Raw genomic sequence first — 26,191 nt, 5'->3', positions numbered from 1 at the left:
CTAAGGGCGCGGGGAACTGCGCGACCAGCCACAACCGGCCCGCAGTCGCCGACGAAACATCAATCGGCACCCCCCGTCGCGCAAGCGGCCCAACCGCCGGAGGCAGGGGGTGGTGCTGCGCCGACACGGCACCACCCCCGCCATGGCCCGTTCGAGGCCGCGAACGCCGCTCGGGACGGCGTTGCACAAGTTTCAATCAGGTCAGAGCAGTCCACCAGGGTTGCAAGGGGTTGCAACTTGTTGGCATCTGAGGGCGGAGTGGGTCCCTCCGGGAGCGACGGACGGCACTATGAGACACAGGGTCTGTACGAGTCGAACCGGGAGGGACCCGTGGCGCTCTCGCCGACGGACGTGACGCAGCTCGCCGCCGTGGACTCGGCGCGGGCGGCGCGCGTACTCAGCGACGTCCGCTCCGCCACGCTCTCCGGCCGGCGCGCGGCCGTCGCGCCGCGCCCGGTGATCGAGCAGTCCTGGTCACGCATGCTGCGCAGCGGTGTCGATCCCGACCACGACTTCCGGTCCGGTCTGCTGTCCCGCGAGGAGGTGCAGCGGCGCCGGGAGACCACCGTGCTCAGGCATGTCCTGCCGGTGTTGCGCGAGGGCCTGCTGTCGGTCGCGGACATCGCCCACCACATCATGGTCGTCGCTGACGACGAGGGCCGGGTGCTGTGGCGGGAGGGCAACTCCTCCGTGCTGCGCAAGGCCGACGGCCTCGGCTTCGAACTCGGCGCCGACTGGCGCGAGAGCGTCGTCGGCACCAACGGGGTGGGCACTCCGGCGGTGGTGCGTCGGCCCGTGCAGGTCTTCGCCTCCGAGCACTTCCAGCGCTCGCAGACCTCCTGGACCTGCACCGGCGCCCCGATCACGGATCCGCGGGACGGCCGGCTGATCGGCGTGGTGGACGTCAGCGGACCGCTGGAGACCATGCACCCGGCCACGCTCGCCTGGGTCGACTCGGTGGCCAAGCTCGCCGAGGCCCGGCTGCGCGAGGTGCATCTGACCTCGCTGGAGCGGCTGCGCGCGGTGGCGGCGCCGGTGCTGGCCCGGCTGGCCGGGCGGGCCCTGGTGGTGGACCGGGACGGCTGGACCGCCGCGGTGACCGGGATGCCGTACGCGCGCCGGATGGCGCTGCCCAAGTCCCTGTCGCCGGGCCGACGGTGGCTGCCGCCGCTCGGCCTGTGTTCGGTGGAGCCGCTGGCCGGCGGCTGGCTGCTGCGGGCCGCCGACGAGCCGATGCCGCCCGGGGCGACGCGGATCGCCCTGGACCTGACGCAGGCGCGCCGCTGGTCGGTGACGGTCTCCGGCAGCGCGGGCTCCTGGAGCCATGAACTGAGCCCCCGGCACGCCGAGTTGCTGTATCTGCTGGCCCTGCACCGCACCGGCCGCAGCGCGGCGGGGCTGGCCGAGGACATGTTCGGCGACGCGGGCCGTACGGTGACGGTGCGCGCCGAGATGTCGCGGGTACGGCGCTATCTCGGGGGGTTCCTGGAGCATCGGCCGTACCGCTTCCGCGAGGACGCGGAGATCGAGGTGCTGCTGCCGGACGACCCGCGCGATCTGCTGCCGCACTCGACGGCACCGGCGGTGGTGCGGGGGCGGATCTCGGCCGATCTGCCCTGAGTCCGCCCTGCCCGAGTGGCATCTTCCGCATATTTGCAGGGTCTTCGTCCGCAAGCGTGCCTCACTGCCGTAGCATCCCTCTACGAGCCACCCCACCTGCTCTTTTGGTCAACATGCAGACCAATAGCGGCAGTTGGCTCGCCTCGGGAGGTTTGATGAAGCACCGCGGCAGACACCGTCGACGCAAGCAGGGCCGCGCCGTGCGCGCGTTCCTGGCCGGAACCGCCCTCGCGCTCACCGCGGCCGCCACGATGATCAGCGCCTCGCAGGCCACGGTCGGCGACAACCCCGGGGCACTGGAGCCTCTCACCAGGGCCGCCGACACCGGCGCCCTCAGCCTCCACGAGCAGCTGGTCCCGCAGGCCACGCTCGACGAACTCGCCTCCGGGATGGGCAAGCCGGTCGGTGTCCGTGCCGTCCTGGAGAGCGCCGACCGCAGCCTGCGCGGCGCGGCCGGCTGTACGGCCACCGAACGCGCGGCGCTGCCGATCGCACCGGCCGCCACGCGCGCGTACTGCTGGGACGCCGCCGAGACCCGGACCTGGCGGGCGGGGGCGCTCACCACCTCGGGGGACGCCGACGACGACGGCTGGTGGAACGACAACCGGGTGCTGCTGGCCGGCTGGAGCCAGGGCACCGCCGACCGGGGCCTCGCCCGGGTCGCCTTCGTCGACGCGGGCGACCTGGCCCGCCTCAGGTACGCCTCGGCCCTCCTCGTCGTCCCGGTGGACGGCGGACGCGACTACCGCGCTCTGACCTCCCGCCTCTCCGGCATGGTCTGGTATCAGGACAAGCTGCTGGTCACCACCGCCGACGGCCTGTACGTCTACGACATGAACCGCGTCCAGCGCACCACCGTCGACAGCGCCGCGGTGGGCCGCGTCGGGGGCGGCTGGTCGGCGCACGGCCAGCGCTTCGTCCTGCCGGCCGTCGGCTCGTACCGTCTGACCGGCGGGAGCGCCGCTCCCCGTCTCGGCGCCATCTCCCTCGACCGCAGCACGGCACCCGACAGCCTGGTGGCGGGCGAACGGACCGCGGCCGACAGCGACCGGCACGCCCGGCTGTGGCGCTACGACTTCAGCACGGACCCGACCCGCCCCGGCCTGCTGGCCACCGACGCCACCGGCTCCGCGCACGCGGTCGAGGCGTACGAGACGGAGGCGTCCGGCATCAGGGGCCTGCTCTCGCACCGGCCGACCGGGACGGACCGCTCCGACTGGTACCTGGGCCGAGCCCCGGGCGCCACGGACCGGCACGGCAGTATCTGGCGCCAGGACACCGACGGCGCCGAGGCGACCCGCTGCGGCTCCGAGGAGGCCCCCCGCTGCTGGGGCGTCCAGGCCGGACCCCTGTCGTACTGGGAGGCGACCGGCGAGGTCTGGTCCCAGTCGGGCGGAATGCTGTTCGCCGTGCCCCTGGAGTCGATCGACCGGGCGCTGGGCTAGGGCCCGCCCAGCGGTCGCGGACGCCGATCGACAGATCGGTCATTCGGATGATTCCCTGGCCGCCATGACCAACATCCCCGTGACCACCTGGTCCCTGGAGCAGACCTCCTCGACCGACGTCCTGCCGGCCGCCGCCCCGGAGGGGGACGTGCGGATCGTGCGGGCCGAGGTGCCCTCGCCCGAGTTCAGCCGGTTTCTGTACGCGTCGGTGGGCGGGGACATCCTCTGGCTGGACCGGCTCGGCTGGACGTACGCGCAGTGGCAGGAGCATCTGGCGCGTCCGGGTGTCGAGACGTGGGTCGCCTACGACCGGGGGACACCCGCGGGCTATGTGGAGCTGGAGCCGCAGGACGACGGGGTCGTGGAGATCGTCTACTTCGGCCTGATTCCGGCCTTCCGCGGACGCCGGATCGGCGGGCACCTGCTGGCGTACGGCGCCGCCCGTGCCTGGGACCTCGCGGAGCGCTGGCCGGGGCTGGCCCGGACGAAGCGGGTGTGGCTGCATACGTGCAGCAAGGACGGGGAGCACGCCATGGACAACTACCTGCGCCGCGGCTTCAAGCTCTTCGACACCAAGGTCGAGGAGGAGGCCGAGGCGGCGCCGACCGGCCCATGGCCGGGGGCGTACCCTGGCTGACCTGGACAGAAACGGCCCATATGGGCCATGTGACCGACAACACCCTTGTCTTGCTCTTCGAGACAAGGGTGTCCGCATAATGGACGAAGCTGGACTGTGTCCAGATCGCCGTGACACGCTTCCGTCATGTCTGGAACTGGAATCGCCTTGGTGAGTCGACGGCACGTCGACCTCGGCCGCATGTCCAGCGCCATCTGTCCGGCGCGCTGACAGCCCCGCAGCGCCCGACATCTCCCTCTTTTCGCTTTCCTTCCTGCGCAATGACGCGCACGTATGCCCATGCGCCCGTACGCGCAGGTCAGAGCCGCTTTCCCGCCTGTCCCGAAGGACGTAACAACCATGGCCGCCACCCCGCAGAAACCTGCCGCCGCGACTCCCCGCCGCAAGGTGAGCCGTCACCGCGGTGAGGGTCAGTGGGCCGCGGGGCACTACACCCCGCTCAACGGCAACGAACAGTTCAAGAAGGACGACGACGGTCTCAATGTGCGGACACGCATTGAGACGATCTACTCCAAGCGTGGCTTCGACTCCATCGACCCGAACGATCTGCGTGGCCGTATGCGCTGGTGGGGGCTGTACACCCAGCGCAAGCCCGGGATCGACGGCGGCAAGACCGCGATCCTGGAGCCGGAGGAGCTGGACGACAAGTACTTCATGCTGCGGGTGCGGATCGACGGCGGTCGCCTCACCACGCAGCAGCTGCGGGTGATCGGTGAGATCTCGCAGGAGTTCGCGCGCGGCAGCGCGGACATCACCGACCGGCAGAACATCCAGCTGCACTGGATCCGCATCGAGGACGTGCCGGAGATCTGGGACCGGCTGGAGGCCGTCGGGCTGTCCACCACCGAGGCCTGCGGCGACTGCCCGCGCGTCGTCATCGGCTCGCCGGTCGCCGGTATCGCCGAGGACGAGATCATCGACGGCACCTGGGCGATCGACGAGATCCACGACCGGTACATCGGCAGCAAGGAGTTCTCCAACCTGCCGCGCAAGTTCAAGACGGCGATCTCCGGCTCCCCGCTCCTCGACGTGGTCCACGAGATCAACGACATCGCGTTCGTCGGCGTCGACCACCCCGAGCACGGCCCCGGCTTCGACCTGTGGGTCGGCGGCGGCCTGTCCACCAACCCGAAGATCGGCGTCCGGCTCGGCGCCTGGGTGCCGCTGGAGGAGGTCCCGGACGTCTGGGCGGGCGTGATCGGCATCTTCCGCGACTACGGCTACCGGCGGCTGCGCACGAAGGCCCGTCTGAAGTTCCTGGTCGCGGACTGGGGCCCGGAGAAGTTCCGCCAGATCCTGGAGGACGAGTACCTCAAGCGGAAGCTGGCCGACGGCCCCGCGCCCGCCGAGCCCACCGAGCGCTGGCGCGACCACATCGGTGTGCACCGGCAGAAGGACGGCCGTTTCTACGTCGGTTTCGCCCCGCGCGTCGGCCGGGTCGACGGCGCCACGCTCACGAAGATCGCCGAGGTCGCGGAGGCCCACGGCTCGGGCCGGGTCCGGACCACCGTCGAGCAGAAGATGATCGTCCTCGATGTCGAGGAGGCGCAGGTCGAGCCCCTGGTCGAGGCCCTTGAGGCGCTGGACCTGACCGCCAAGCCCTCCCCGTTCCGGCGCGGCACCATGGCCTGCACCGGCATCGAGTACTGCAAGCTCGCCATCGTCGAGACCAAGGCGCGCGGCGCCGCGCTGATCGACGAGCTGGAGCGCCGCATCCCGGACTTCGACGAGCCGCTCACCATCAACCTCAACGGCTGCCCGAACGCCTGCGCCCGTATCCAGGTCGCGGACATCGGTCTCAAGGGCCAGCTGGTCCTGAACGACAAGGGCGAGCAGGTCGAGGGCTACCAGGTGCACCTGGGTGGCGCGCTCGGCCTGGAGGCCGGGTTCGGGCGCAAGGTGCGTGGCCTGAAGGTCACCTCCGACGAGCTGCCCGACTACGTCGAGCGGGTCCTCAAGCGCTTCCAGGACGAGCGCGAGGACGGCGAGCGGTTCGCCACCTGGGCCGCGCGCGCCTCCGAGGAGGCCCTGTCATGAGCGAGCGGGCCGCCCCTTTCTACTGCCCCTACTGTGGCGACGAGGATCTCCGGCCGAGTGAAGCCCTGGAAGGCAGCCACGGCGTGTGGGAATGCGCGGCGTGCAACCGCGCATTCCAGTTGAAGTTCCTCGGGCTGCTCGCCCGGGGCCTTCAGCACAACGACGCAGGGGGAGACGGGATATGACCGCGACTCAGGAAGAGCGCACGACGGAGGATCTGAAGGCGCTCGCCGAGCAGGCGGGCCGTGACCTGGAGGACGCCTCCGCGCTGGAGATCCTCCAGTGGGCGACCGACACGTTCGGCAAGCGCTTCTGCGTGACCTCGTCGATGGAGGACGCGGTGGTCGCCCACCTCGCCTCCCGCGCGATGCCCGGCGTGGACGTCGTGTTCCTCGACACCGGCTACCACTTCGAGGAGACCATCGGCACCCGCGACGCGGTCGAGGCCGTGATGGACGTCAACGTCATCACCCTCACCCCGCGCCAGACGGTCGCCGAGCAGGACGCCGAGTACGGCCCGAAGCTGCACGACCGCGACCCCGACCTGTGCTGCAAGCTGCGCAAGGTCGAGCCGCTGGAACGCGGCCTCAAGGGCTATGTGGCCTGGGCGACGGGGCTGCGCCGCGACGAGTCCCCGACCCGGGCGAACACCCCGGTCGTCGGCTGGGACGAGAAGCGCCAGAAGGTGAAGATCTCCCCGATCGCCCGCTGGACCCAGGACGACGTGGACGCCTACGTCACCGAGCACGGCGTCCTCACCAACCCGCTGCTGATGGACGGTTACGCCTCCGTCGGCTGCGCGCCCTGCACCCGCCGGGTCCTTCAGGGCGAGGACGCACGGGCCGGCCGTTGGGCCGGCCGCGCCAAGACCGAGTGCGGGCTGCACGGCTGACCCATGACCGACTTTTCTGCGTCTTCTGCGAATTTGGAGAACCACGTGACGAGCGGAGCCACCGTCTGGCTCACGGGTCTGCCGAGCGCCGGCAAGACCACCATCGCCTACGAGCTGGCCGGTCGGCTGCGCGAGGAGGGCCACCGCGTCGAGGTGCTCGACGGCGACGAGATCCGCGAGTTCATCTCGGCGGGCCTTGGCTTCAGCCGCGAGGACCGGCACACCAACGTGCAGCGCATCGGCTTCCTCGCCGAACTGCTCGCCCGTAACGGTGTGAAGGCACTCGTCCCGGTGATCGCGCCCTACGCCGACAGCCGTGACGCGGTGCGCAAGCGCCACCAGGAGAGCGGCGCGCCGTACCTGGAGATCCATGTGGCGACTCCGGTCGAGGTGTGCTCCGTACGCGATGTGAAGGGTCTGTACGCCAAGCAGGCCGCGGGCGAGCTGACCGGACTGACCGGGGTCGACGACCCGTACGAGCAGCCCGAGTCGCCCGACCTGCGCATCGAGTCCCAGAACCAGACCGTGCGGGAGTCCGCGGCGTCGGTGTACGCCCTGCTCAGCGAAAGGGGACTGGCATGACGACGACCGTCGCCACGGTGAAGGGGGGCGAGGACGGCACGGCCTCCCCGTACGCCCTCTCGCACCTGGACGCGCTGGAGTCCGAGGCGGTGCACATCTTCCGCGAGGTGGCGGGCGAGTTCGAGCGGCCGGTGATCCTGTTCTCCGGCGGCAAGGACTCCATCGTCATGCTGCACCTCGCGCTGAAGGCGTTCGCCCCGGCCGCGATCCCCTTCTCGCTGCTGCACGTGGACACCGGGCACAACTTCCCCGAGGTCCTCGAGTACCGGGACCGTGTGGTGGCCGCACATGGGCTGCGGCTCCATGTGGCCTCCGTACAGGACTACATCGACCGGGGTGTGCTCAAGGAGCGCCCGGACGGCACCCGTAACCCGCTGCAGACACTGCCGCTGACGGAGAAGATCCAGAGCGAGAAGTTCGACGCGGTGTTCGGCGGCGGGCGCCGGGACGAGGAGAAGGCGCGGGCCAAGGAGCGCGTCTTCTCGCTGCGGGACGAGTTCTCGCAGTGGGATCCGCGCCGGCAGCGGCCCGAGCTGTGGAACCTCTACAACGGCCGCCACGCGCCCGGCGAGCACGTCCGCGTGTTCCCGCTGTCCAACTGGACCGAGCTGGACGTCTGGCAGTACATCGCCCGCGAGGGCATCGAGCTGCCGGAGATCTACTTCGCGCACGAGCGCGAGGTCTTCAAGCGGGCCGGCATGTGGCTGACCGCAGGTGAGTGGGGCGGGCCTAAGGACGGCGAGACGGTCGAGAAGCGGCTCGTCCGCTACCGGACCGTCGGCGACATGTCCTGCACCGGTGCCGTCGACTCGGACGCGGTGAGCCTGGAACAGGTCATCACCGAGATCGCCGCCTCCCGGCTCACCGAGCGCGGCGCGACCCGCGCCGACGACAAGATGTCCGAGGCCGCGATGGAAGACCGTAAGCGCGAGGGGTACTTCTAAGCATGAGCACGACCACGACCGAGGAGCTCTCGGCCACCACGCTGCTGCGGTTCGCCACCGCGGGCTCCGTCGACGACGGCAAGTCCACCCTCGTCGGCCGGCTGCTGCACGACTCCAAGTCGATCCTCACCGACCAGCTGGAGGCCGTCGAGCGCGCCTCGGCGAGCCGCGGCCAGGAGGCCCCGGACCTGGCGCTGCTGACGGACGGCCTGCGCGCCGAACGCGAGCAGGGCATCACGATCGACGTGGCGTACCGTTACTTCGCCACGCCCCGGCGCCGGTTCATCCTCGCCGACACGCCCGGCCATGTGCAGTACACCCGCAACATGGTCACGGGCGCTTCGACGGCCGAGCTGACGGTGATCCTGGTCGACGCCCGCAACGGCGTCGTCGAGCAGACCCGCCGGCACGCCGCCATCGCGGCTCTCCTGCGCGTGCCGCACGTGGTGCTGGCCGTGAACAAGATGGACCTGGTCGACTACCAGGAGTCCGTCTTCGCCGCGATCGCCGAGGAGTTCACGGCGTACGCGCTGGAGCTGGGCGTCCCGGAGATCACCGCGATCCCGATCTCGGCGCTGGCCGGCGACAACGTGGTGGACCCGTCCGCGAACATGGACTGGTACGGCGGGCCGACCTTCCTGGAGCACCTGGAGACGGTCCCGGTCACCCACGACCTGAGCCACTGCCACGCCCGGCTGCCCGTGCAGTACGTGATCCGCCCGCAGACCGCCGAGCACCCCGACTACCGGGGTTACGCCGGCCAGATCGCCGCCGGTTCCTTCCGCGTCGGCGAGTCGGTGACCGTGCTGCCGTCGGGCCGGACGTCGAAGATCTCCGGCATCGACCTGCTGGGCGAGCCGGTCGACATCGCGTGGACCACCCAGTCGGTGACCGTCCTGCTGGAGGACGACATCGACATCTCGCGCGGCGACCTGCTCGTGCCGACCAAGGACGCGCCCGCGACCACCCAGGACATCGAGGCCACCGTCTGCCACGTCGCCGACGCCCCGCTGACCGTCGGCCACCGCGTGCTGCTCAAGCACGGCACCCGCACGGTCAAGGCGATCGTCAAGGACATCCCGTCCCGGCTCACGCTCGACGACCTGTCCCTGCACCCGCACCCGGGACAGCTCGTCGCCAACGACATCGGCCGGGTGAAGATCCGCACCGCCGAGCCGCTGCCAGTCGACTCCTACGCCGACTCGCGCCGCACGGGCTCGTTCATCCTGATCGACCCGAACGACGGCACGACGCTCACCGCGGGCATGGTCGGCGAGTCGTTCGCCGCGCCGGAGCCGGTCAAGGACGAGGCCGAGGACGACGGGTGGGACTTCTGACATGCAGACCACTGACATGCAGACCACTGACGTGAAGGCCCTCGACTCCTACTCCACGTTCGCGAAGGAGGGCGGCCGTGTCGGCAGCGGCGCTCTGGGCAGCGGGCAGGGCGGAGTGGCGCGATGTGTGCGCTGACCTGCGCGCACCGCATGTGTGCCGCTCCGCACAAATCCGCCGACCCCCCGGCCACGACCTGATACGGGCGTGAGCGCCGGGCCACCGAGAGGAACACCTCCCGTGCCTGCCACCCCCGCCCTGCGACGGACCCTCGCGGTCCTGGCCGCACTGCCGCTGCTCGCCCTCGCGGCCTGCGGCTACGGCTCGCAGGCCAAGGAGAACACCGAGCAGGCCATAGCCGGGGCGCCCAAGGTCGACGGCCTGGACTCGGTGAAGATCGGCTACTTCGGGAACCTCACCCACGCCACCGCGCTGGTCGGCCGGCAGGAGGGGCTGTTCCAGAAGGAGCTGGGCGGCACGACGGCTCAGTACGTCCCGTTCAATGCCGGTCCCTCGGAGATCGAGGCGCTGAACGCCAAGTCCATCGACATCGGCTGGATCGGCCCCTCCCCCGCCATCAACGGCTACATCAAGGCGAACGGCAAGAACCTGCGCATCATCTCCGGTTCGGCGTCGGGCGGCGTGAAGCTCGTCGTCGATCCGGAGAAGATCAAGTCCCTGAAGGACGTCAAGGGCAAGCGGATCGCCACGCCGCAGCTCGGCAACACGCAGGACGTGGCGTTCCTCAACTGGGTCTCCGAGCAGGGCTGGAAGGTCGACGCGCAGAGCGGCGAGGGTGACGTCTCCGTCGTCCGCACGGACAACAAGGTCGTCCCGGACGCCTACCGGTCCGGTTCGATCGACGGTGCCTGGGTGCCCGAGCCGACCGCGTCGAAGCTGGTCGCCGAGGGCGGCAAGGTGCTCCTCGACGAGGGCGACCTGTGGCCGGACAAGAAGTTCGTGATCACGAACGTCATCGTGTCGCAGAGCTTCCTGAAGGATCACCCGAAGGCCGTGGAGGCCGTACTGCGTGCCTCCATGAAGATCAACAAGTGGATCGACGCCAACCCGGAGAAGGCGAAGGCCGCGGCGAACGCCCAGCTGAAGGCCGACACCGGCAAGGCGCTGCCGGCCGATGTGCTCGACCCGGCGTGGCAGTCCATCCACGTCACCGACGACCCGCTGGCGGCCACGCTCGGCACGGAGGCCGAGCACGCGGTCAAGGCGGGCCTGCTGCAGAAGCCGGACCTGACCGGCATCTACGACCTGACTCCGCTGAACAAGGTCCTCAAGGCCGAGGGCGAGCCCGAGGTCGACGATGCCGGTCTCGGCGTCAAGTAAGCCCCATTTTCCGGATTCCGCGAGTTCCCAGGAGGTGACGACCATGGCAACCGCCCTCGCCAAGGCCGCCGACACGGATGCGTCCGTGGAGCACGCCGCGCGTATCGACCACGTCTCGAAGTCGTTCGCCGGCCCCGCCGGGCAGCAGCTCGTCCTCGACGACATCACGCTCGACGTCGCGCCCGGCGAGTTCGTCACCCTCCTCGGGGCGTCCGGCTGCGGCAAGTCGACGCTGCTGAACCTGGTGGCCGGGCTGGACAGGCCCAGCGCGGGCAGCATCACGACCGACGGCCGGCCGGCGCTGATGTTCCAGGAGCACGCCCTCTTCCCGTGGCTGACCGCGGGCAAGAACATCGAACTGGCCCTCAAGCTCAGGGGCGTCGCCAAGGCCGAGCGGCGCGAGCGGGCCGAGGAGCTCCTCGAACTCGTCCGGCTCAAGGGCGCGTACGGCAAGCGGGTGCACGAGCTGTCCGGCGGTATGCGCCAGCGGGTCGCGCTGGCCCGTGCCCTGGCCCAGGACAGCCGACTGCTGCTGATGGACGAGCCGTTCGCCGCGCTCGACGCCATCACGCGTGACGTGCTGCACGACGAACTGACCCGCATCTGGCGCGAGACGCAGCTGTCGGTCCTCTTCGTCACGCACAACGTGCGCGAGGCGGTCCGCCTCGCCCAGCGCGTCGTCCTGCTGTCCTCCCGCCCGGGCCGTATCGCGCGCGAGTGGACGGTCGGCATCCCGCAGCCGCGCCGCATCGAGGACGCCGCCGTGGCGGAGCTGTCCCGGGAGATCACCGAAGAACTGCGTGGGGAGATCCGCCGCCATGGCCAGCACTGAGTCGACCGCCGTCAAGGACGGCAACGACCTCGACGGAGTCGAAGCGGGCCTGGACGCCCTGGAGACGGTCCAGACGAGCCGTACGCCGCTGCGCGAGACCTTGATCCGCAAGGTGCTGCCGCCCGTCACCGCGATCGCGCTGGTGCTGGTGGTCTGGCAGCTGCTGGTGTGGGCCGAGGCCGCCCCCGCCTACAAGCTCCCCTCGCCGTCCGACGTATGGGGCGAGGTCCGCGAGTCCTGGCTCCAGGGCACGCTCTTCGACTACATCTGGACGTCCGTCTCACGCGGCCTGCTCGGCTTCCTCATGGCCCTCGCCATCGGCACGCCCCTCGGACTGCTGGTCGCCCGCGTGAAGTTCGTCCGCGCCGCCATCGGACCCATCCTGTCCGGCCTGCAGTCCCTGCCGTCGGTGGCCTGGGTCGCGCCCGCCGTGCTCTGGCTGGGCCTGAACAACTCGATGATGTACGCCGTCATCCTGCTCGGCGCGGTCCCCTCCATCGCCAACGGCCTGGTGTCCGGCGTCGACCAGGTGCCGCCGCTGTTCCTGCGAGCGGGCCGCACGCTGGGCGCGACGGGTCTGAAGGGCACCTGGCACATCGTGATGCCGGCCGCGCTGCCCGGCTATCTGGCGGGCCTGAAGCAGGGCTGGGCCTTCTCCTGGCGCTCGCTGATGGCGGCGGAGATCATCGCCTCCCACCCCGACCTGGGCGTGGGCCTGGGCCAGCTCCTGGAGAACGGCCGCAACAACAGTTCCATGTCCATGGTCTTCTTCGCGATCCTGCTCATCCTGGTCGTCGGCATCGCCATCGACCTGCTGATCTTCAGCCCGCTGGAGCGGTGGGTGCTGCGCAGCCGCGGTCTGCTGGCTAGGAGCTGAAGCCCTGTGTTCAAGAAGCCGGTTCTTCTCGTCATCGCCCACGGCAGCCGTGACCCGCGCCATGCCGCGACCGTGCATGCCCTGGTACGCCGGGTGCGCTCGCTGCGCCCGGACGTGCGGGTGGAGACCGGCTTCCTGGACTTCAACATCCCGTCGGTGCAGGGAGTGCTGGAATCCTTGGCAGCGGAGGGCGTCCGTGACGTCGTAGCGCTGCCTCTGCTCCTGACCAGGGCGTTCCACGCGAAGGCCGACATCCCGGCGGTCCTTCGGGACGCGCCGCCGCAGCTGCGGATCCGGCAGGCCGAGGTGCTGGGGCCGTCGCCGCTGCTCCTGGCGGCGCTGGAGCGGCGGCTGTACGAGGCGGGGCTGACGCCCGCCGACAAGTCCTCGACCGGGGTCGTGCTGGCCTCGGCGGGGTCCACCGACCCGGAGGCGATCGCAGTGATCGCAGAAATCGCGCGGGAGTGGCGGCACACCGGTTGGTGCGCCGTGCGGCCTGCGTTCGCCTCCGCATCTCTTCCCCGGACCGAGGACGCGGTACGCGAACTGAGGGCGCTCGGCTGCGAGCGTGTGGCCGTGGCCCCGTACGTCCTGGCCCCGGGCTACCTCCCGGACCGCATCGCACGGGGCGCGGCCGAGGCGGATGTACTGGCGGACGTGCTCGGGGCCGCGCCCGAGGTGGCGCGGCTGCTGTTGGAGCGGTACGACGCGGCCGGGGTACCGGTGCTGGCGGCCGTGGGCGCCTGAGAGCGACGGTCCGCTTTACGCAGTGCCCGCAGGACCGCTCTTACGCAGTGTCCCCAGGTCCGCCCGCTTCGTCCGCCAGCCGCACCAGCTCCGCCACCGGCATCGAGCCCGGCGCCCGCCGCTCTCGCGCGAAGGTGTTGGCCAGGCGCTGCAGGAGCTCGTTCAGCGGGGTCGGGACGCCGTGCAGGCGGCCGAGGAGGACGATCTCGCCGTTGAGGTAGTCGGCCTCGATGGTGCCGGTGCCACGGGTGAGGGACTGCCAGGAGGAGCCGCCGCCGCGCGGGGCGCCGTCGAGGGGCACGAGGGTGACCTTGTCGCCCCGTACGGCCTGCTGCTCCTCGGCGCTCGCGTACGCGATCCCGGCGGCGTCGAGCACGGCCGCGCCCTCGGCCCGCACGCGCCCGAACAGCGCCGCGGCCTGCGCACTGTCGACGGGCCCGGTCACCGCCTCCAGGGAGTTGCCCAGGTTGCCCAGCAGTTTGGCGTACTGCCAGCGCGCCACGTCCGGCACCACCGGCGCCTCGAAGTGCGACTTCTCCAGGTCGGCGGCGATGAGGCGGGCGGTCTCGTCGGTGCCGTGCGGGTGGCGGCCGAGGTGCAGGATGCCGGTGAGGGGGCTGCCGGCGGCGGAGACGACGCCGGGTTCGACGTACGTCGACGGCAGCCAGACGCAGACGCCGTACACCCGTCGGAAGAGCCGCAGGGCGAGGCGCTGGCTCTCGACGCCGTTCTGGGCGCAGACCAGCGGCAACCGCTCGGCCGCCGTACCGCCGCCCGTGACCGGAACCGGGCCCCACGTCTGCAGCGCGGCGGTGCTGTCCTGCGTCTTGACTGCGAGGACGAGGACGTCGTCGGGGCGGAGTTCGCCGAGCGCGGCCGGCCCGTCCACGACCGGCAGCCGGTGCGTCAGCTCGCCCTCCGGCACCCTGAGCCGCAGTCCGTGGTCCCGTAGGGACTCGAAGTGCGCACCCCGCGCGACCAGAACGACCTCGTGCCCCGAGCCCGCGAGCCGTCCGCCGATGACGCCGCCGACCGCTCCTGCCCCGATGATGATGTAGCGCATGGGACGAGCCTCGCACAGCTGTTCCGCCGGGTTGACCTTGCCCCTGGGGCAGGCTCCAGGGTTCCGCGGCATGGAGGACTTCTACCTGAAGCAGACGCCGTACAGCGATCCGGGAGACCTGGACGTCAGCGGGCTGCCGAGTGATCCAAACCAACTTGCCCACCTCGTACGGGATGTGATCATCCATCAGGGGGACGGGCAGCGCCTGGGGTACGCCATCCCCGAGCAACGGCTGCGCGAGGACGCCGAGTCCCGCTATGTCACCGAGATCCTGCGGATCCTGGGTGAGCGCCGGGACGCACCGCTGACCGAGGCGCGCGAGCCGGAGGAGCGGTTCGTGGGCACCTGCCGGGACTTCGCGCTGCTGCACGTGTCGCTGCTGCGGGCCACGGGCACGCCCGCCCGGGTCCGCGGCGGCTTCGGCACCTACTTCGTCGACGGCTTCCACGAGGACCACTGGATCACCGAGTACCGTCTGCCGGACGGGAGTTGGCGGCTGGTCGACCCGCAGGTCCTGCATCCGGCCTACGGCGACCTGGGCTTCGACCCGCCGGACGTGCCGCGCGACCGGTTCCTCGTGGCGGGCGAGGCCTGGCGGGCGTGCCGGGCCGGGAAGGCGGACCCGGAGACGTTCGGGTTCTGGTCCGTCGAGAGCCTGCGCGGGATGTGGTTCGTCCGGGGCAGCCTCGTCCTCGACCTGGCCTGCCGGAACGGCGTCGAGACGCTGCCCTGGGACGGCTGGCAGCCCCTGGCGGGGTTCGGCGACGAGCCGCTCCCGGCCGACGACCTCGCCCTCCTGGACGCCGTGGCCGCCGCGCACACCGACGAGGACGTGCGGCGCCTGTACACGGACCCACGGCTGACCCCGCCCCGCGAGATCCTCTCCAAGTCGCCCGGCTTCGGCCTGCGCAGGGTCACTCTTCCTCAGCGCTGAACGGCGTCCCTTGATGGAAGTACATCTGCCACCCGTCGCCCGTCCGCCGCCACAGCGAACTGCGGTGTGCGTGCCTGCCGTTGTACTCCGTGTCGAAGGTGAGGTGGACGAGGTCAGGGGCCAGCCGGACACCCCGGATCTCGGAGGTGACGACGTACCGGTCCGCCGGATCGGTGTCCACGGGAAGGCGGGACACGGTCGACTCCCAGTCCCAGCGCCGTCCCGACGAACCGAACTCGTGGAACTCGGGGTGCAGCAGCGACCCGAGCAGTTCCGGCGAGCGGCGGACTTCGGGGTCGAGCAGCCTCAACTCGCCCTCGATGGCGGCCTTCACGGCGGAATCGTGCTCAGTCACTGGTCATCTCCACGAGTTTGACGACGGTGTTCCAGTTACGGCTGGTGGCGATCAAACCCTTGTTGAGCCGGGGCCGCGACAGGATTTCGCCGAGCTTGGAGCGCCCGAGGCCGTTCGGGGCGTACAGGTACAGCGCCCGGTCGCCGAGCCGGAACTCCTCCGGGAGGTAGGCGGCCTGATCGATCTCAGCGAAGCGCTCGGCGTCGACCGGGGCGGAAAAGTAGGTGACATGGAGCTGCTTGGGCTCCAACTCGGCTGCGGGGAACGGGCAGTTGTCGGCGATGGCCTTGAGATAGGCGTGGTCGCGCACGATCACGTCCACGGCGAAGCCGAAGTGCTTCTCGATCGCCGACGCGAGCTCCGCGGCCAGGGACTCCTCGTCGCCGTGACCGGCGGTGAACACCGCCTGCCCGCTCTGCAGGTAGGTGCGTACGCCGTCGTGACCGAGGCCGGTCATCAGGGTGCGCAGGTCGGCCATCGGGACTTTTCTGCTGCCGCCCACGTTGATCCCGCGCAGCAGCGCCGCATACGTCGTCGTCATCCGGTCACCTTAAGACGCGCCGCTGACACCGGCGGGTCCGTCACGCTCATCCACATCCCCGAGCCGCCTCCCCGACACCGCCGGATAGATGTAAGGGGCCCTCATCCTCCCCAGTGGGGAGAGCCCGGTGGCCGAGGGGATGAGTTCCGGCCGCGTCACTTCACCGGGCAGCACGACGAGATGGCTTTATCCGGCCCATACCTTCGAAACGAAAGGGGGCGGCAGGGGGCCGCCACCGCAATCAAGGGGGCAAGCCCGTCATGGGGAACGGAGACACACGCGTGCGGGGACTCGCCGCCCGCGCCGGCGGCTGGAGCGCTCGCCATCGATGGGCTGCCGTCGGTATCTGGGTGCTGTTCGTCGTCCTGGCGATGGGGCTCGGTTCGGCGGCGGGCCGGGTCGACGTCAAGGACAGCGACCAACTGAAGGGCGAGACGCACACCGCAGCCAAGATCATCGAGGACGCGGGGATCGAGGAGCCGGCCAGTGAGACCGTCCTGATCCAGGGGAAGGACGGCAGCCTCAAGGCCACGGACGCCGAGTTCAGGTCGGCGGTCACCGCGGTCGTGAAGGCCGTCGAGGGCACCGGCAAGGTCACGGACGTGACGTCGCCGTACGACACGCAGACGATCTCCAAGGACGGCCGCAGCGCGCTGGTGCAGTTCGACATGCGCGGCGAGTCGGACACCGCGGGCGAGCGCGTGGAGCCGGTGCTGAAGGCCGTGGAGGACGTCCAGAAGGACCACGAGTCGCTGCGGATCGAGGAGATCGGCGGCGCGAGCATGATGAAGACGTTCGACGACGCGTTCGGGGACGACTTCCAGAAGGCCGAGTACTCCGCGGTGCCGGTGGCCCTCGGCATTCTGCTCATCGCCTTCGGCGCGCTGGTGGCGGCGCTGCTGCCGGTGCTGCTGGCGGTCACCGCGATCATGGCGACGATGGGCCTGATGGGCATCGTCAGCCATGTGATGCCGATGAGCGACACCGCGAACTCCGTGATGCTGCTGGTCGGCCTGGCCGTCGGTGTCGACTACTGCCTGTTCTACCTGCGCCGTGAGCGCGAGGAGCGCGAGGCCGGCCGGGACGCGCAGACCGCCCTGAGGGTCGCCGCCGCCACCAGTGGCCGCGCGATCATCGTCTCCGGTGTCACGGTGTGCGTGGCGATGGCGGGCATGCTGTTCACCGGGCTCGCCGAGTTCGAGGCGATGGGCCTGGCCTCGCTGATGGTCGTGGCGGTCGCCATGGTCGGATCGGTCACGGTCCTGCCCGCACTGCTGTCGCTGCTGGGCGAGCGGGTCGAGAAGGGCAAGATCCCCTTCCTGCACCCGCAGAGCCGCCTGCGTCGCAACCGCGGGCGGGGCAACCGCGAGAGCCGGTTCTGGACGGCCGTACTGAAGGGCGTGCTGGCCCGGCCGGTCATCTCGGTCGTCGTCGCGGCCGGTGCGCTGCTCGCCATCGCGGCTCCCGCGCTCGGTATGAAGACCCAGCAGCTCACCCTGGACAAGGAGTTCGGCGACTCGCTGCCCATCGTGCAGACGTACAACCGGCTCAACGAGGCCTTCCCGGGCGGCTCCGAGCCGGCCGAGGTGGTCGTCAGGGCGGACGACATCAACGCCCCCGAGGTGAAGTCCGCGCTCGCCGACTTCCGTGAGCGGGCGATCAGTTCGGGTGCCTCGCGCGGCCCGGTGGAGATCAAGCTGCACGACGCCAAGAACATCGCCTTCGTGTACGTCCCGCTGGTCGGCGGCTCCGACCTCGACAAGGCGGGCGCGAGCCTGGACAAGCTGCGCGACGACGTACGTCCGGCCACGCTCGGCAAGGTCGACGGCGTCGAGGCACCGATCACCGGACAGGTCGCCGGTTCGAAGGACTTCAACGACCAGCTGGCCGGAGCGGTCGTCCCGGTCTTCGCCTTCGTCGTGGTCTTCGCCTTCGGCCTGATGCTGCTGTCGTTCCGCTCGCTGACGGTCGCGATCACCTCGATCGTGCTGAACCTGCTGTCGGTGGGCGCGGCGTACGGCATCCTCGTCGCCGTCTTCCAGCACGGCTGGGGTGCGTCCCTGGTGGGCGCGGAGGGCGTCGGCGCCATCATCACCTGGCTGCCGCTGTTCCTGTTCGTGATCCTGTTCGGCCTGTCGATGGACTACCACGTGTTCGTGGTCTCGCGGATCCGTGAGGCGCGCCTGCGCGGCCGTACGACGAAGGACGCGATCCAGCACGGCGTGGTCACCACGGCCGGGGTCGTCACCAGCGCCGCGGTCATCATGGTCGCCGTGTTCGCGATCTTCGGCACGCTGTCCATGCAGTCCATGAAGCAGATGGGCGTCGGTCTCGCGGCCGCGGTCCTCATCGACGCGACGATCATCCGGGGTGTGCTGCTCCCGGCGGTGATGGCACTGCTCGGCGAGCGCAACTGGTATCTGCCGAAGTGGCTGAACCGGCTGCCGGACCTGACGCACGACGAGGCGCCCGAGGCCGTGACGCGGAGCGCGGCCCGGGACGACGAGGGCGAGCGGGTGCCCGTCTGACCCACCCTCCCGACCAGCAGGGCCCGTTGACCACAGGGGAGTCAACGGGCCCTGCTCTTTCTCGCGTTCCCCGGTGGTCCCTACGCCTGCTCTCGCGCGTCGCGTACGGCGGCCAGCTCGGCCTCGATCAGGTCGGCGGCCCGCATGGTGCCGCCCTCCTGGGCCATCTGCGCCTGGATGTCCTTCAGGCGCCGGGCGACCTCGGGGTCGTCGACGAGGGCGAGGGCAGCCGTGCGCAGGGTCTCGGCGGTGGCCTCCTCCGTGGGGATGTGGCGGGCGACGCCGAGCCCCTGGAGCATGTCCGCGTTGCCGAACTGGTCCACGGCCTGGGGTACGGCGATCATCGGCGTGGCGGTGGCCAGGCCCTCCTGACTGCCGCCCGCCCCGGCGTGGGTGACGAACAGGTCGGCCTGCTTGAGGATCGCCAACTGCGGTACCCAGGAACGCACTTCCACGCTCTCGGGTACGTCCCCCAGCTCGCCCGGGTCGACATGCCGGCCGACCTGCAGCACCAGGTGCCAGCCCGGCAGGTCGCCGAAGGCCTTGACGCACTCCCGGTAGAACGCCGGCTGCTTGGTGAAGGAGGACCCCAGCGACACGAGGGCGACCTTCTCGGCATCGGCGGGCCGCTGCCAGTCCCCCTGTGCGCAACGGTCGCCCTGGCAGGCGCCGACGAAGGTGTACACGCTCTCGTCGACCCGGTCGGCGTTCGGCTGCAGTGCCTTCGGGATCAGCACGAGGGAGCGGTCGGGGCGGCCCGCGAACGCATCCGGGTGCAGGGTGATGCCGTTCTCCTCCAGCCAGGCGTGGAAGCGGGCGTAGTAGGCCCGGCCGCGCTCGGTCTCCTTCGGCTCGGCCCACATCGGCTCGGCGACCTCCTCCTCGTAGCCCCTCCAGGCGACGAGGTTCGGCGACAGGGAGATCGCGGGGACGCCCCAGCGGTGGGCCAGGACGCGGGCCGGGTAGGCGGTGATGTCGTGCAGCACGAGGTCGGGTTCGTCGCCGTCGTAGGCCTCGATCAGCTGCGGCAGGGCCTGGATCGCGTCCGCCAGGAAAGGCTCCACGTTGTCCAGGAGGGTGGTGCCCCACGCCGCCGGGTCGTCGTCGGGTCCGGGCAGCGTGGAGTTCCAGAGCTTCGGCTCGGCACCGGTTTCGGCGACCTTCTCGGCGAACAGGGGCGGAATCGCGTACGTGACCCGGTGCCCGCGCGTCACGAGCTCGCGGATCACTTCGAGGCTGGGGTTCACGTGGCCGTGGGCGGTGATGGAGAACATGGCGATGTGGGCGGGGCGACTGGTCATGGGCCCCACCGTAATCGAGACGAGACGTCTCGTACAACATGATTGTGCGCCCCACGGGACTCCCCTGCCGCTACGTTCGCCGGACCCGGGGATCCGTCCAAGGTGTTCGCAGCTTCCGCTGCCCTGTCGGCTCCCGCAGTGTGACGATCGAACCCGTGATCAACAACGGGACTGCACGGGCCGGGCACAGTACGTGGACCGCGATAGCGGGGGCAGCGCTCCCGCTGTACCTGACGATGATCGCCGCCTCAGCCGGCGCTCTGGTCGACACCGCGCTGCTCGGCAACCACTCGACCGCCACGCTCGCGGCCTTCGCCGTCACCCTGGCCGTGTTCAGCCCCGCTACCGCCACGGTGGCGGGCGCGCTCCGCGGTGTGATGCCGTTCGTCACGCCGCGCAAGGAGGATCCTGACCGTCTCCTGGCCGTGGTGCACAGCGCGATGTGGCTCGCGATCACCGTCGGCGCCATCGCCGCGGCGGCGGTCGCATCCGTTCCTGTGATCGGCCGAGCGACCGGGGTTCCCCGCACCGCTCTCGACCAGCTGGGGATCTTCCCCTTCCTGCTGGCCGGCAGCGTTCTCGCCATCGCGGTAGGCCAGTCAGCCACGTCCGTCCTGGTCGCATTGGGCCACTCAAGGCCAGTGATGCGGGCCGGACTGCTCGGCACGGCCGCATCCGCAGCCCTGTCCGTCCTCCTCGTGGGTGGTCCCGGCCCACTGCCGAGTTACGGCCTGACCGGGGCAGGCATCGCCATACTCGCCTCCAGCGTCATCAGCGCCTGCGTCAACCAGGTGACCCTCCGCCGCTCCACGCCGCCAACCAGCCGCTCCCTGTATCCCGGCAGGCCGGATGTGAAGCAGGTCCGGAAGCTGGGCGCCGTGGGGATTCCGCTCGCCGGCACGGTGCTCGTCAAGTTTGCCGTCCTGGGTGTACTGACCTTCGCCGCCGCCCGGATCGGGACGGACAGCGCCGCGGTGCACAGCGTCGGGATCTCGCTGGTGAACCTCATCTTCACGGCGGCGGTGGCGGTCGGCCAGGCCACCATCCCACTGGTCTCCGAGTACGCGGAGAAGTACGACAGCGCGAGCATCCGACGCTGCGTTCGGACAGGGACATGGCTGGCACTGGCCGCTGTGGGCCTCATCGCGACAGCAGTGATCGTCCTCAGTCCGTGGGTCGTTGCGCCCTTCACCAAGGATGCCGTCGTGCGGCCGCAGATCACGGAGCTTCTGCCGCTGGTGCTGGCCGTGGTCGTCACCGACGCGCTGCAGGCGGTCGTCGGGTTCGGCCTCATCGGCCTCAAGCGCACGGTGCCGAGTTTCGTATCGACCCTCATCTGCTACGGAGCCCTGGCCGCCGTCGCCGCCCCAGTCGCCGCAGCGGGGGGCCTTGCCGCGCTGTGGACTGCTCTCGCCCTTGCCAACTTCCTCCAGGCAGTCAGCAAGGCCTACTCCTTCCACCGGCACAGCACATTCCCAGCTCAGCGCTGGTAGCGGGCGAGCACCAAGTTGCCGTCCTCCGCAAGGCGTTCGCGCAGTTCACCGAGGCCGATGGCGCCGCTGTAGTACTCCTGGAACGCGGGGGTGGCGACCTTGTCCTTCCACTCCGGGTAGCCGCGCACCGACTGCGCGGGTGCCGAACGCAGGTGCGCGGCGAGGGCGGTCCCGGTCGCCCAGCCGTCCTTCGCGGTGTGCAGGGCGGGGTCCTTCAGCGCCTGGGTGCCGGTGGGCAGCATCCAGTCGCCGAGGGCGAGCCGGACCATGTTCCGGGGCCGGAGCAGGAAGTCGATGAACTCGGCGGCCTCCTTCTTGTGCGGGCTGTCCTCGGCGATGGACAGAGTCTGCGGGCTGACGCCCTGGGTGAGCCCGTCGGCGCCGGCCGGCGCGGGCAGCACCTGCCACTGGAAGCCCTTCGGTGCCTGCTGCACGATCTGCTGACGGTACGAGAAGCCGAGCGGCACCATCGCGTACCTGCCGCCGAAGAAGCCGGGCAGGGTGTCCGAGCCGCCGCTGCCGAGGGTGGTGGGCGAGGCGCTGTGGTCGGTGTCGGCCTGGTCGTGAATCGTGCGGGGCACGACCTCGTCCGCCTTGTCGAACCGGATGGTGACCTTGCCGTCCGCGCCCCGGTGGAAGAGCTGTCCGCCCGCCGACAGCGACAGGTTGAGCGTGGCGGAGACGGGCTCCTTCAGCGGCCAGGCGACCCCGTACTTGCCGTCGCCGCTGAGCTGTTCCGTGATGCGCCGGAACTCCCGCCAGCTCCAGGGGCGTTGGGGAGTGGGGATCCGTACGCCGGACTCCTTCAGCCACTTGGCGTTGGCGATGAGGACGCGCGGCTCCTGGAGGAAGGGGACGCCGTAGATCCCGTCACCGAAAGTGGTCGTGTCCCAACTGCGCTGCGGGATGTCGGACTTGAGCCGCTCGGGCAGCAGGTCGGTGAGATCGGCGAGGTAGCCGCCGTACGCGAAGTCCGCGAGGTCGTCCGAGGCGTCGTGGATGATGTCGGGCGCCTCACCACCCTCGAAGGAGGTCAGGAGCTGGTCGTGGACGCTGTCCCAACTCCCCTGTACGTACTCGACCTTGACGTCAGGATGAGAGGCGTTCCACTCCTTCACCAGCTCCTTGTTGGCCGCGACGGACTCCTCCTGCCAGGCCAGGGACTGGAAGCGCAGGGTGACACGGCCGTCGGAACGGCCCCGGTCGTCGCCGCTGCACCCGGCGAGCAGCAGAGCCAGGACGACCAGGGGCAACAGCACTTTCACGCGCATCAGTTCTTCACCGCCCCGGCGAGCATGCCGCCCGTGATGCGGCGTTGGATGACCGCGAAGACGAGCAGCGAGGGCAGGGTCGCCAGGAAGGCGGCCGCCGCGAGCGGGCCGAGGTCGGCGACGCCCTCCGCGCCGATGAAGTGGGTGAGGACGACCGGCAGGGTCTGCTTCTCCGGGGTCTTCAGCAGCACCAGCGCGAAGAAGAACTCGTTCCACGCCGTGACGAACGCGAACAGCCCCGTCGCCACGATCCCCGGCGCCAGCAGCGGCGCGGTCACCGACACCAGCGTCCGCAGCCGCCCGGCCCCGTCGACCGCGGCCGCCTCCTCCAGCTCGGGCGGCACCGCGCGGACGTACCCGACGAGCATCCACAGCGCGAACGGCAGCGCCCATACCACATACACCATGACCAGCCCCGGCACCGAGTTGATCAACCGCAGGCTCTTCAGCACCAGGAACAGCGGGATGATCACCAGCACGAGCGGGAACGCCTGGCTGACGACCACCCAGCCGGTCGCCGCGCGCGCGAGCGGGGTGCGGCGGCGGGCCATGACGTAGGCCATCGGGGTCGCGAGCAGTACGGCGATCAGGGCGGCGCCGAGCGCGGCGATCAGGGAGTTGAGGGCGGCGTCCAGCAGGGGCTGTTCGTCGAAGGCCTGGCGGAAGTTGGCGAGGGTGGGGTTCTTCGGGATCCAGGTGGGGTGCAGGCTGCCCAGCTCGCGCGGCGGCTTGAAGGCGGTGGAGATCAGCCAGAGGAAGGGGAAGGCGAGGAAGACGAGGTAGGCGAGCAGGGCGACGTACTGCCCGGCGCGGCCGGTTCGGCTGGTCCTCATGCGTGGTCACCTCCCCTGAGCCGGCCCACCAGGAACAGGGCGAGGAGTATCGAGATCACCGCGACCATCACGCATCCCATCGCCGCCGCGTAGCCGAACTGTCCGTAGCGGAAGGCCTCTTCGTAGGCGAAGAGCATGGGCAGGCGGGTTCGGCCGCCGGGGCCGCCGCTGGTGAGCACGTAGACCAGGGCGAAGGAGTTGAAGTTCCAGATCAGGTTGAGTGCCGTGATGGACAGGGCGACGGGCCTGAGGGCGGGCCAGGTGACCGTGCGGAAGCGGCGCCAGGCGCCGGCGCCGTCCACGGCCGCCGCCTCGTGCAGTTCGCGCGGCGTGTTCTGCAGACCGGCGAGCAGAGCGACCGTCGTGGTCGGCATGCCCGCCCAGATGCCCACGACGATCACGGCGGGCAGGGCGGTGCCGAGCCCGCTGAGCCAGTCGCGGCCGTCGCCGAGGCCCAGGTCGCGGAGCGTCTCGTTGAGGATGCCCGCGTCGGGGTTGTAGACCAGCCGCCACATGACGCCGACGACGACCTCGGGCATCGCCCACGGGACGATCGCGAGGGCGCGGGCCAGCCAGCGCAGGCGCAGGTCCTGGTTGAGGAGGAGGGCGAGGCCGAGGGCCAGCAGGAACTGCGGCACCGTGACACCGACGGCCCACACCAGGCCGATCCGGAACGACTCCCAGAACAGCGTGTCGTGCAGCAGATCCCGGAAGTTGAGACCGCCGATCCACTGGGTGGGCTGGGTCCGTCCGGACTGGGCGTCGGTGAAGGACAGCAGGATGCCGTAGAGCAGCGGACCGACGCTCAGGATCAGGATGGGGATCAGCGCGGGGAGTACGAGGAACCAGGCGCCGTGATCCGTCACTCGCCGCTTCCTCATGCCGCCCGGCGCGCCTCTCACCGGCCTCTCCGCCTCCGTCGCCGTTGTCACGGAATCAGCCCCTTTTGCGCCGCTCGGGATGGGCCCCGTCATGGTCGTGAAGGCGCTCTGCCCCGTCAAGACAGCTCGCACGCGGTCCGACCTGTGCGAATGCGAGACTGAGCGGTGGATGGCGGGAATCCGACGCCGTTCATGGAGGCGCAGGACCACACGGAGGCGAGCGATGGACGAGGCACGGGCGCGGGACGTACTGGCCGCGGCGGGGGTGGTGCCCGTCCCGGCGCGGGACGCGCGACTGCTCGCCCTGGGCGAGAACGCGGTGTTCGCGGCCGGTGACCTGGTCGTCAAGGTGGGCCGCGACGCCGAACTCCTGGACCGGGCGGGGCGCGAACTGGACATCGCGCTGTGGCTGGCCGAGGCGGACGTGCCGGCGGTGCGCGCCGCCGAGCCCAAGGCGCTGCTGGTGGAGGGGCACCCGGTGACCGTGTGGCACCGGCTGCCCGATCCGGTACGGCCCGCAGAGCCACGGGATTTGGCCGAACTGCTACGTGTCGTGCACGCGTTGCCGGCGCCTTCCTTCGAGCTGCCGCCCCGTGAGTTGCTGGGTGGCGTGGAGCGGTGGCTGCGGCTGGCGGGCGATGCGATCGATCCGGCCGACGCGGCGTATCTGCGGGAGCGGCGGGACGGGTTCGCCGCGGCTGCGGCGGGGCTGACACCCCGGTTGACGCCGGGGCCCATTCACGGGGACGCGCTTCCTCGGAACGTCCACGTGGGGCCCGACGGCCCTGTGCTTGTCGACCTGGAGACCTTCTCCGCGGACCTGCGGGAGCACGACCTGGTAGTCATGGCCCTGTCCCGGGACCGGTACGGGCTGGCTGCGGCGGCTTACGACTCGTTCGTGGCGGCGTACGGCTGGGATGTACGGGAGTGGGAGGGCTGCTCGGTGCTGCGGGGGGCTCGGGAGACCGCCAGTTGTGCGTGGGTGGCTCAGCATGCGCCGAGCAATCCGAAGGCGTTGGCGGAGTTCGAGCGGCGGGTGGCGTCTCTGCGGGAGGGGGACGAGTCGGTGCGGTGGTATTCGTTCTGATCGCCAAGGGACTGGGGACTGCGCGTAGCACGGCGAGTGCGGGTGATGCGTAGCTGGTCGCGCCCACGCGGCGGAGCCGCACATCGATACGGCCCCGCGCCCCTCAGAGGTCGTCGAGGTCGATGCCGAGGGCGGCGGCGTGCTCGACGAAGTGCTTGCGGTAGCCGCCGTCGGCCCAGACCTTGCGCAGGGTGGGGTGGTCGGTGGCGGCCTGCTCCAGGAGGGGTCGGCCGGCGGTGGAGTCCTGGACGCCGGCCGCGGTGACCAGCACCGCCAGCAGCAGGCCGAGGGTGTGGGTGATGATGCTGCGCTTGCGGCCCAACCGGTGCGGTCCACGTAGAGGATCGCGTTCATGATCTCGCGCAGGTCGTGCTGGGGCGGCCGGCCGAAGTCCAGGGCCCGGCCGCGGCGCTCGAAGCGCCAGGCGGACAGCACCGGCTCGGTCAACTCCCAGCGGGCATCGGACAGATCACTCGGATACGCACGACGGTCGGTCATGACCTGGCATACCGCCGATCGGGGGCGTGCGCCCAGGCGTGTGTGTTCTGCCTCGCGGGAGCACGGGACAGATCCGGGCGTCCTGGAATGAGACAGGCGTAGGTCGCTGCTCGCCCC

The 26,191-nt window shown here is 70.6% G+C and carries 25 protein-coding genes and 2 pseudogenes; 19 read left to right on the top strand and 8 right to left on the bottom strand.

The window, feature by feature from the left end; genetic code table 11:
• The first annotated feature begins 330 nt into the window (after positions 1-330).
• The 15 genes from PBV52_RS38230 (at position 331) to PBV52_RS38165 (ending at position 13,289) form a co-directional block, all read left to right on the top strand.
• Positions 331-1,620: a GAF domain-containing protein gene (locus tag PBV52_RS38230; RefSeq protein ID WP_274244994.1), complete on the top strand. Its 1,290-nt coding sequence runs from the start codon at positions 331-333 to the stop codon at positions 1,618-1,620.
• Between the two features lie 155 nt (positions 1,621-1,775).
• On the top strand, positions 1,776-3,065 hold the full coding sequence (locus PBV52_RS38225) for a hypothetical protein (protein WP_274244993.1): 1,290 nt from the start codon (positions 1,776-1,778) through the stop codon (positions 3,063-3,065).
• A 64-nt stretch (positions 3,066-3,129) separates the two neighbouring features.
• Positions 3,130-3,702 carry a GNAT family N-acetyltransferase gene (locus PBV52_RS38220; protein WP_274244991.1) on the top strand — a complete coding sequence of 191 codons (573 nt, stop codon included), beginning with the start codon at positions 3,130-3,132 and terminating at the stop codon, positions 3,700-3,702.
• 126 nt (positions 3,703-3,828) lie between these two features.
• Positions 3,829-3,912, top strand: a complete 84-nt coding sequence (locus PBV52_RS51900; RefSeq protein WP_310591794.1) for a putative leader peptide — start codon at positions 3,829-3,831, stop codon at positions 3,910-3,912.
• Positions 3,913-4,041: 129 nt separating this feature from the next.
• Complete coding sequence (locus PBV52_RS38215) at positions 4,042-5,739, top strand: nitrite/sulfite reductase (RefSeq protein WP_274244990.1); 1,698 nt, start codon at positions 4,042-4,044, stop codon at positions 5,737-5,739.
• Positions 5,736-5,924: a hypothetical protein gene (locus PBV52_RS38210; protein ID WP_274244988.1), complete on the top strand. Its 189-nt coding sequence runs from the start codon at positions 5,736-5,738 to the stop codon at positions 5,922-5,924. Before PBV52_RS38215 ends, PBV52_RS38210 begins: the two co-directional genes overlap by 4 nt.
• Positions 5,921-6,631 carry a phosphoadenylyl-sulfate reductase gene (locus PBV52_RS38205; RefSeq protein ID WP_274244986.1) on the top strand — a complete coding sequence of 237 codons (711 nt, stop codon included), beginning with the start codon at positions 5,921-5,923 and terminating at the stop codon, positions 6,629-6,631. The genes PBV52_RS38210 and PBV52_RS38205 overlap by 4 nt, the downstream gene beginning before the upstream one ends.
• A gap of 45 nt (positions 6,632-6,676) precedes the next feature.
• Complete coding sequence (cysC, locus tag PBV52_RS38200; protein ID WP_274244985.1) at positions 6,677-7,213, top strand: adenylyl-sulfate kinase; 537 nt, start codon at positions 6,677-6,679, stop codon at positions 7,211-7,213.
• Positions 7,210-8,157, top strand: a complete 948-nt coding sequence (gene cysD / locus PBV52_RS38195; RefSeq protein ID WP_274244982.1) for a sulfate adenylyltransferase subunit CysD — start codon at positions 7,210-7,212, stop codon at positions 8,155-8,157. Before cysC ends, cysD begins: the two co-directional genes overlap by 4 nt.
• Positions 8,158-8,159: 2 nt before the next feature.
• On the top strand, positions 8,160-9,494 hold the full coding sequence (locus tag PBV52_RS38190; RefSeq protein WP_274244981.1) for a sulfate adenylyltransferase subunit 1: 1,335 nt from the start codon (positions 8,160-8,162) through the stop codon (positions 9,492-9,494).
• A gap of 1 nt (position 9,495) precedes the next feature.
• Positions 9,496-9,630, top strand: coding sequence for a hypothetical protein (locus tag PBV52_RS38185; protein WP_274250026.1), 135 nt, complete (start codon positions 9,496-9,498; stop codon positions 9,628-9,630).
• A gap of 102 nt (positions 9,631-9,732) precedes the next feature.
• On the top strand, positions 9,733-10,833 hold the full coding sequence (locus tag PBV52_RS38180; RefSeq protein WP_274244978.1) for an aliphatic sulfonate ABC transporter substrate-binding protein: 1,101 nt from the start codon (positions 9,733-9,735) through the stop codon (positions 10,831-10,833).
• Between the two features lie 43 nt (positions 10,834-10,876).
• Positions 10,877-11,665, top strand: coding sequence for an ABC transporter ATP-binding protein (locus PBV52_RS38175; RefSeq protein WP_274244976.1), 789 nt, complete (start codon positions 10,877-10,879; stop codon positions 11,663-11,665).
• The gene (locus PBV52_RS38170) at positions 11,652-12,542 is read left to right on the top strand and encodes an ABC transporter permease (RefSeq protein WP_274244975.1); all 891 of its coding nucleotides are present in this window, start codon (positions 11,652-11,654) and stop codon (positions 12,540-12,542) included. The genes PBV52_RS38175 and PBV52_RS38170 overlap by 14 nt, the downstream gene beginning before the upstream one ends.
• A gap of 6 nt (positions 12,543-12,548) precedes the next feature.
• Positions 12,549-13,289 carry a sirohydrochlorin chelatase gene (locus PBV52_RS38165; protein WP_274244973.1) on the top strand — a complete coding sequence of 247 codons (741 nt, stop codon included), beginning with the start codon at positions 12,549-12,551 and terminating at the stop codon, positions 13,287-13,289.
• Between the two features lie 40 nt (positions 13,290-13,329).
• Here PBV52_RS38165 and PBV52_RS38160 read toward each other — a convergent pair whose 3' ends face one another.
• Positions 13,330-14,352 (bottom strand): ketopantoate reductase family protein, encoded by a 1,023-nt coding sequence (locus PBV52_RS38160; RefSeq protein WP_274244971.1) that lies wholly within the window; start codon positions 14,350-14,352, stop codon positions 13,330-13,332.
• A 70-nt stretch (positions 14,353-14,422) separates the two neighbouring features.
• Here PBV52_RS38160 and PBV52_RS38155 point away from each other — a divergent pair, with 70 nt between their 5' ends.
• Complete coding sequence (locus PBV52_RS38155) at positions 14,423-15,286, top strand: transglutaminase-like domain-containing protein (RefSeq protein WP_274244969.1); 864 nt, start codon at positions 14,423-14,425, stop codon at positions 15,284-15,286.
• Here the strand turns inward: PBV52_RS38155 and PBV52_RS38150 are convergent.
• Together PBV52_RS38150 and PBV52_RS38145 are read right to left on the bottom strand one after the other, a co-directional pair.
• Positions 15,267-15,641 carry a nuclear transport factor 2 family protein gene (locus PBV52_RS38150; RefSeq protein ID WP_274244968.1) on the bottom strand — a complete coding sequence of 125 codons (375 nt, stop codon included), beginning with the start codon at positions 15,639-15,641 and terminating at the stop codon, positions 15,267-15,269. The two genes, PBV52_RS38155 and PBV52_RS38150, sit on opposite strands and share 20 nt — an antisense overlap.
• Complete coding sequence (locus PBV52_RS38145) at positions 15,634-16,182, bottom strand: DUF1697 domain-containing protein (protein WP_274244965.1); 549 nt, start codon at positions 16,180-16,182, stop codon at positions 15,634-15,636. The genes PBV52_RS38150 and PBV52_RS38145 overlap by 8 nt, the downstream gene beginning before the upstream one ends.
• 260 nt (positions 16,183-16,442) lie before the next feature.
• Here PBV52_RS38145 and PBV52_RS38140 point away from each other — a divergent pair, with 260 nt between their 5' ends.
• Entirely contained in the window at positions 16,443-18,710 is a 2,268-nt protein-coding gene (locus tag PBV52_RS38140; RefSeq protein ID WP_274244963.1) for an MMPL family transporter, read from the top strand.
• An 80-nt stretch (positions 18,711-18,790) separates the two neighbouring features.
• Here PBV52_RS38140 and PBV52_RS38135 read toward each other — a convergent pair.
• A pseudogene (locus PBV52_RS38135) lies at positions 18,791-20,051 on the bottom strand (glycosyltransferase).
• Positions 20,052-20,151: 100 nt separating this feature from the next.
• Between PBV52_RS38135 and PBV52_RS38130 the strand changes: the two are divergent.
• Positions 20,152-21,504 (top strand): MATE family efflux transporter, encoded by a 1,353-nt coding sequence (locus PBV52_RS38130; protein WP_274244962.1) that lies wholly within the window; start codon positions 20,152-20,154, stop codon positions 21,502-21,504.
• Here PBV52_RS38130 and PBV52_RS38125 read toward each other — a convergent pair.
• The 3 genes from PBV52_RS38125 to PBV52_RS38115 are packed head-to-tail and all read right to left on the bottom strand — an operon-like array spanning position 21,492 to position 24,540.
• On the bottom strand, positions 21,492-22,775 hold the full coding sequence (locus tag PBV52_RS38125) for an ABC transporter substrate-binding protein (RefSeq protein WP_274244960.1): 1,284 nt from the start codon (positions 22,773-22,775) through the stop codon (positions 21,492-21,494). The two genes, PBV52_RS38130 and PBV52_RS38125, sit on opposite strands and share 13 nt — an antisense overlap.
• Positions 22,775-23,608, bottom strand: a complete 834-nt coding sequence (locus PBV52_RS38120; protein WP_274244958.1) for a carbohydrate ABC transporter permease — start codon at positions 23,606-23,608, stop codon at positions 22,775-22,777. Before PBV52_RS38120 ends, PBV52_RS38125 begins: the two co-directional genes overlap by 1 nt.
• On the bottom strand, positions 23,605-24,540 hold the full coding sequence (locus PBV52_RS38115) for a carbohydrate ABC transporter permease (protein WP_373921960.1): 936 nt from the start codon (positions 24,538-24,540) through the stop codon (positions 23,605-23,607). The genes PBV52_RS38120 and PBV52_RS38115 overlap by 4 nt, the downstream gene beginning before the upstream one ends.
• 172 nt (positions 24,541-24,712) lie before the next feature.
• Here PBV52_RS38115 and PBV52_RS38110 point away from each other — a divergent pair, with 172 nt between their 5' ends.
• Positions 24,713-25,576, top strand: coding sequence for a phosphotransferase enzyme family protein (locus tag PBV52_RS38110; protein ID WP_274244954.1), 864 nt, complete (start codon positions 24,713-24,715; stop codon positions 25,574-25,576).
• Between the two features lie 112 nt (positions 25,577-25,688).
• Here the strand turns inward: PBV52_RS38110 and PBV52_RS38105 are convergent.
• Positions 25,689-26,074, bottom strand: a pseudogene (locus tag PBV52_RS38105) (transposase); the annotation flags it as partial.
• Between the last annotated feature and the right edge of the window lie 117 nt (positions 26,075-26,191).

Source organism: Streptomyces sp. T12, from assembly GCF_028736035.1.
Taxonomy (GTDB): domain Bacteria; phylum Actinomycetota; class Actinomycetes; order Streptomycetales; family Streptomycetaceae; genus Streptomyces.
This window is presented reverse-complemented; position numbering and strand designations above follow the sequence as displayed.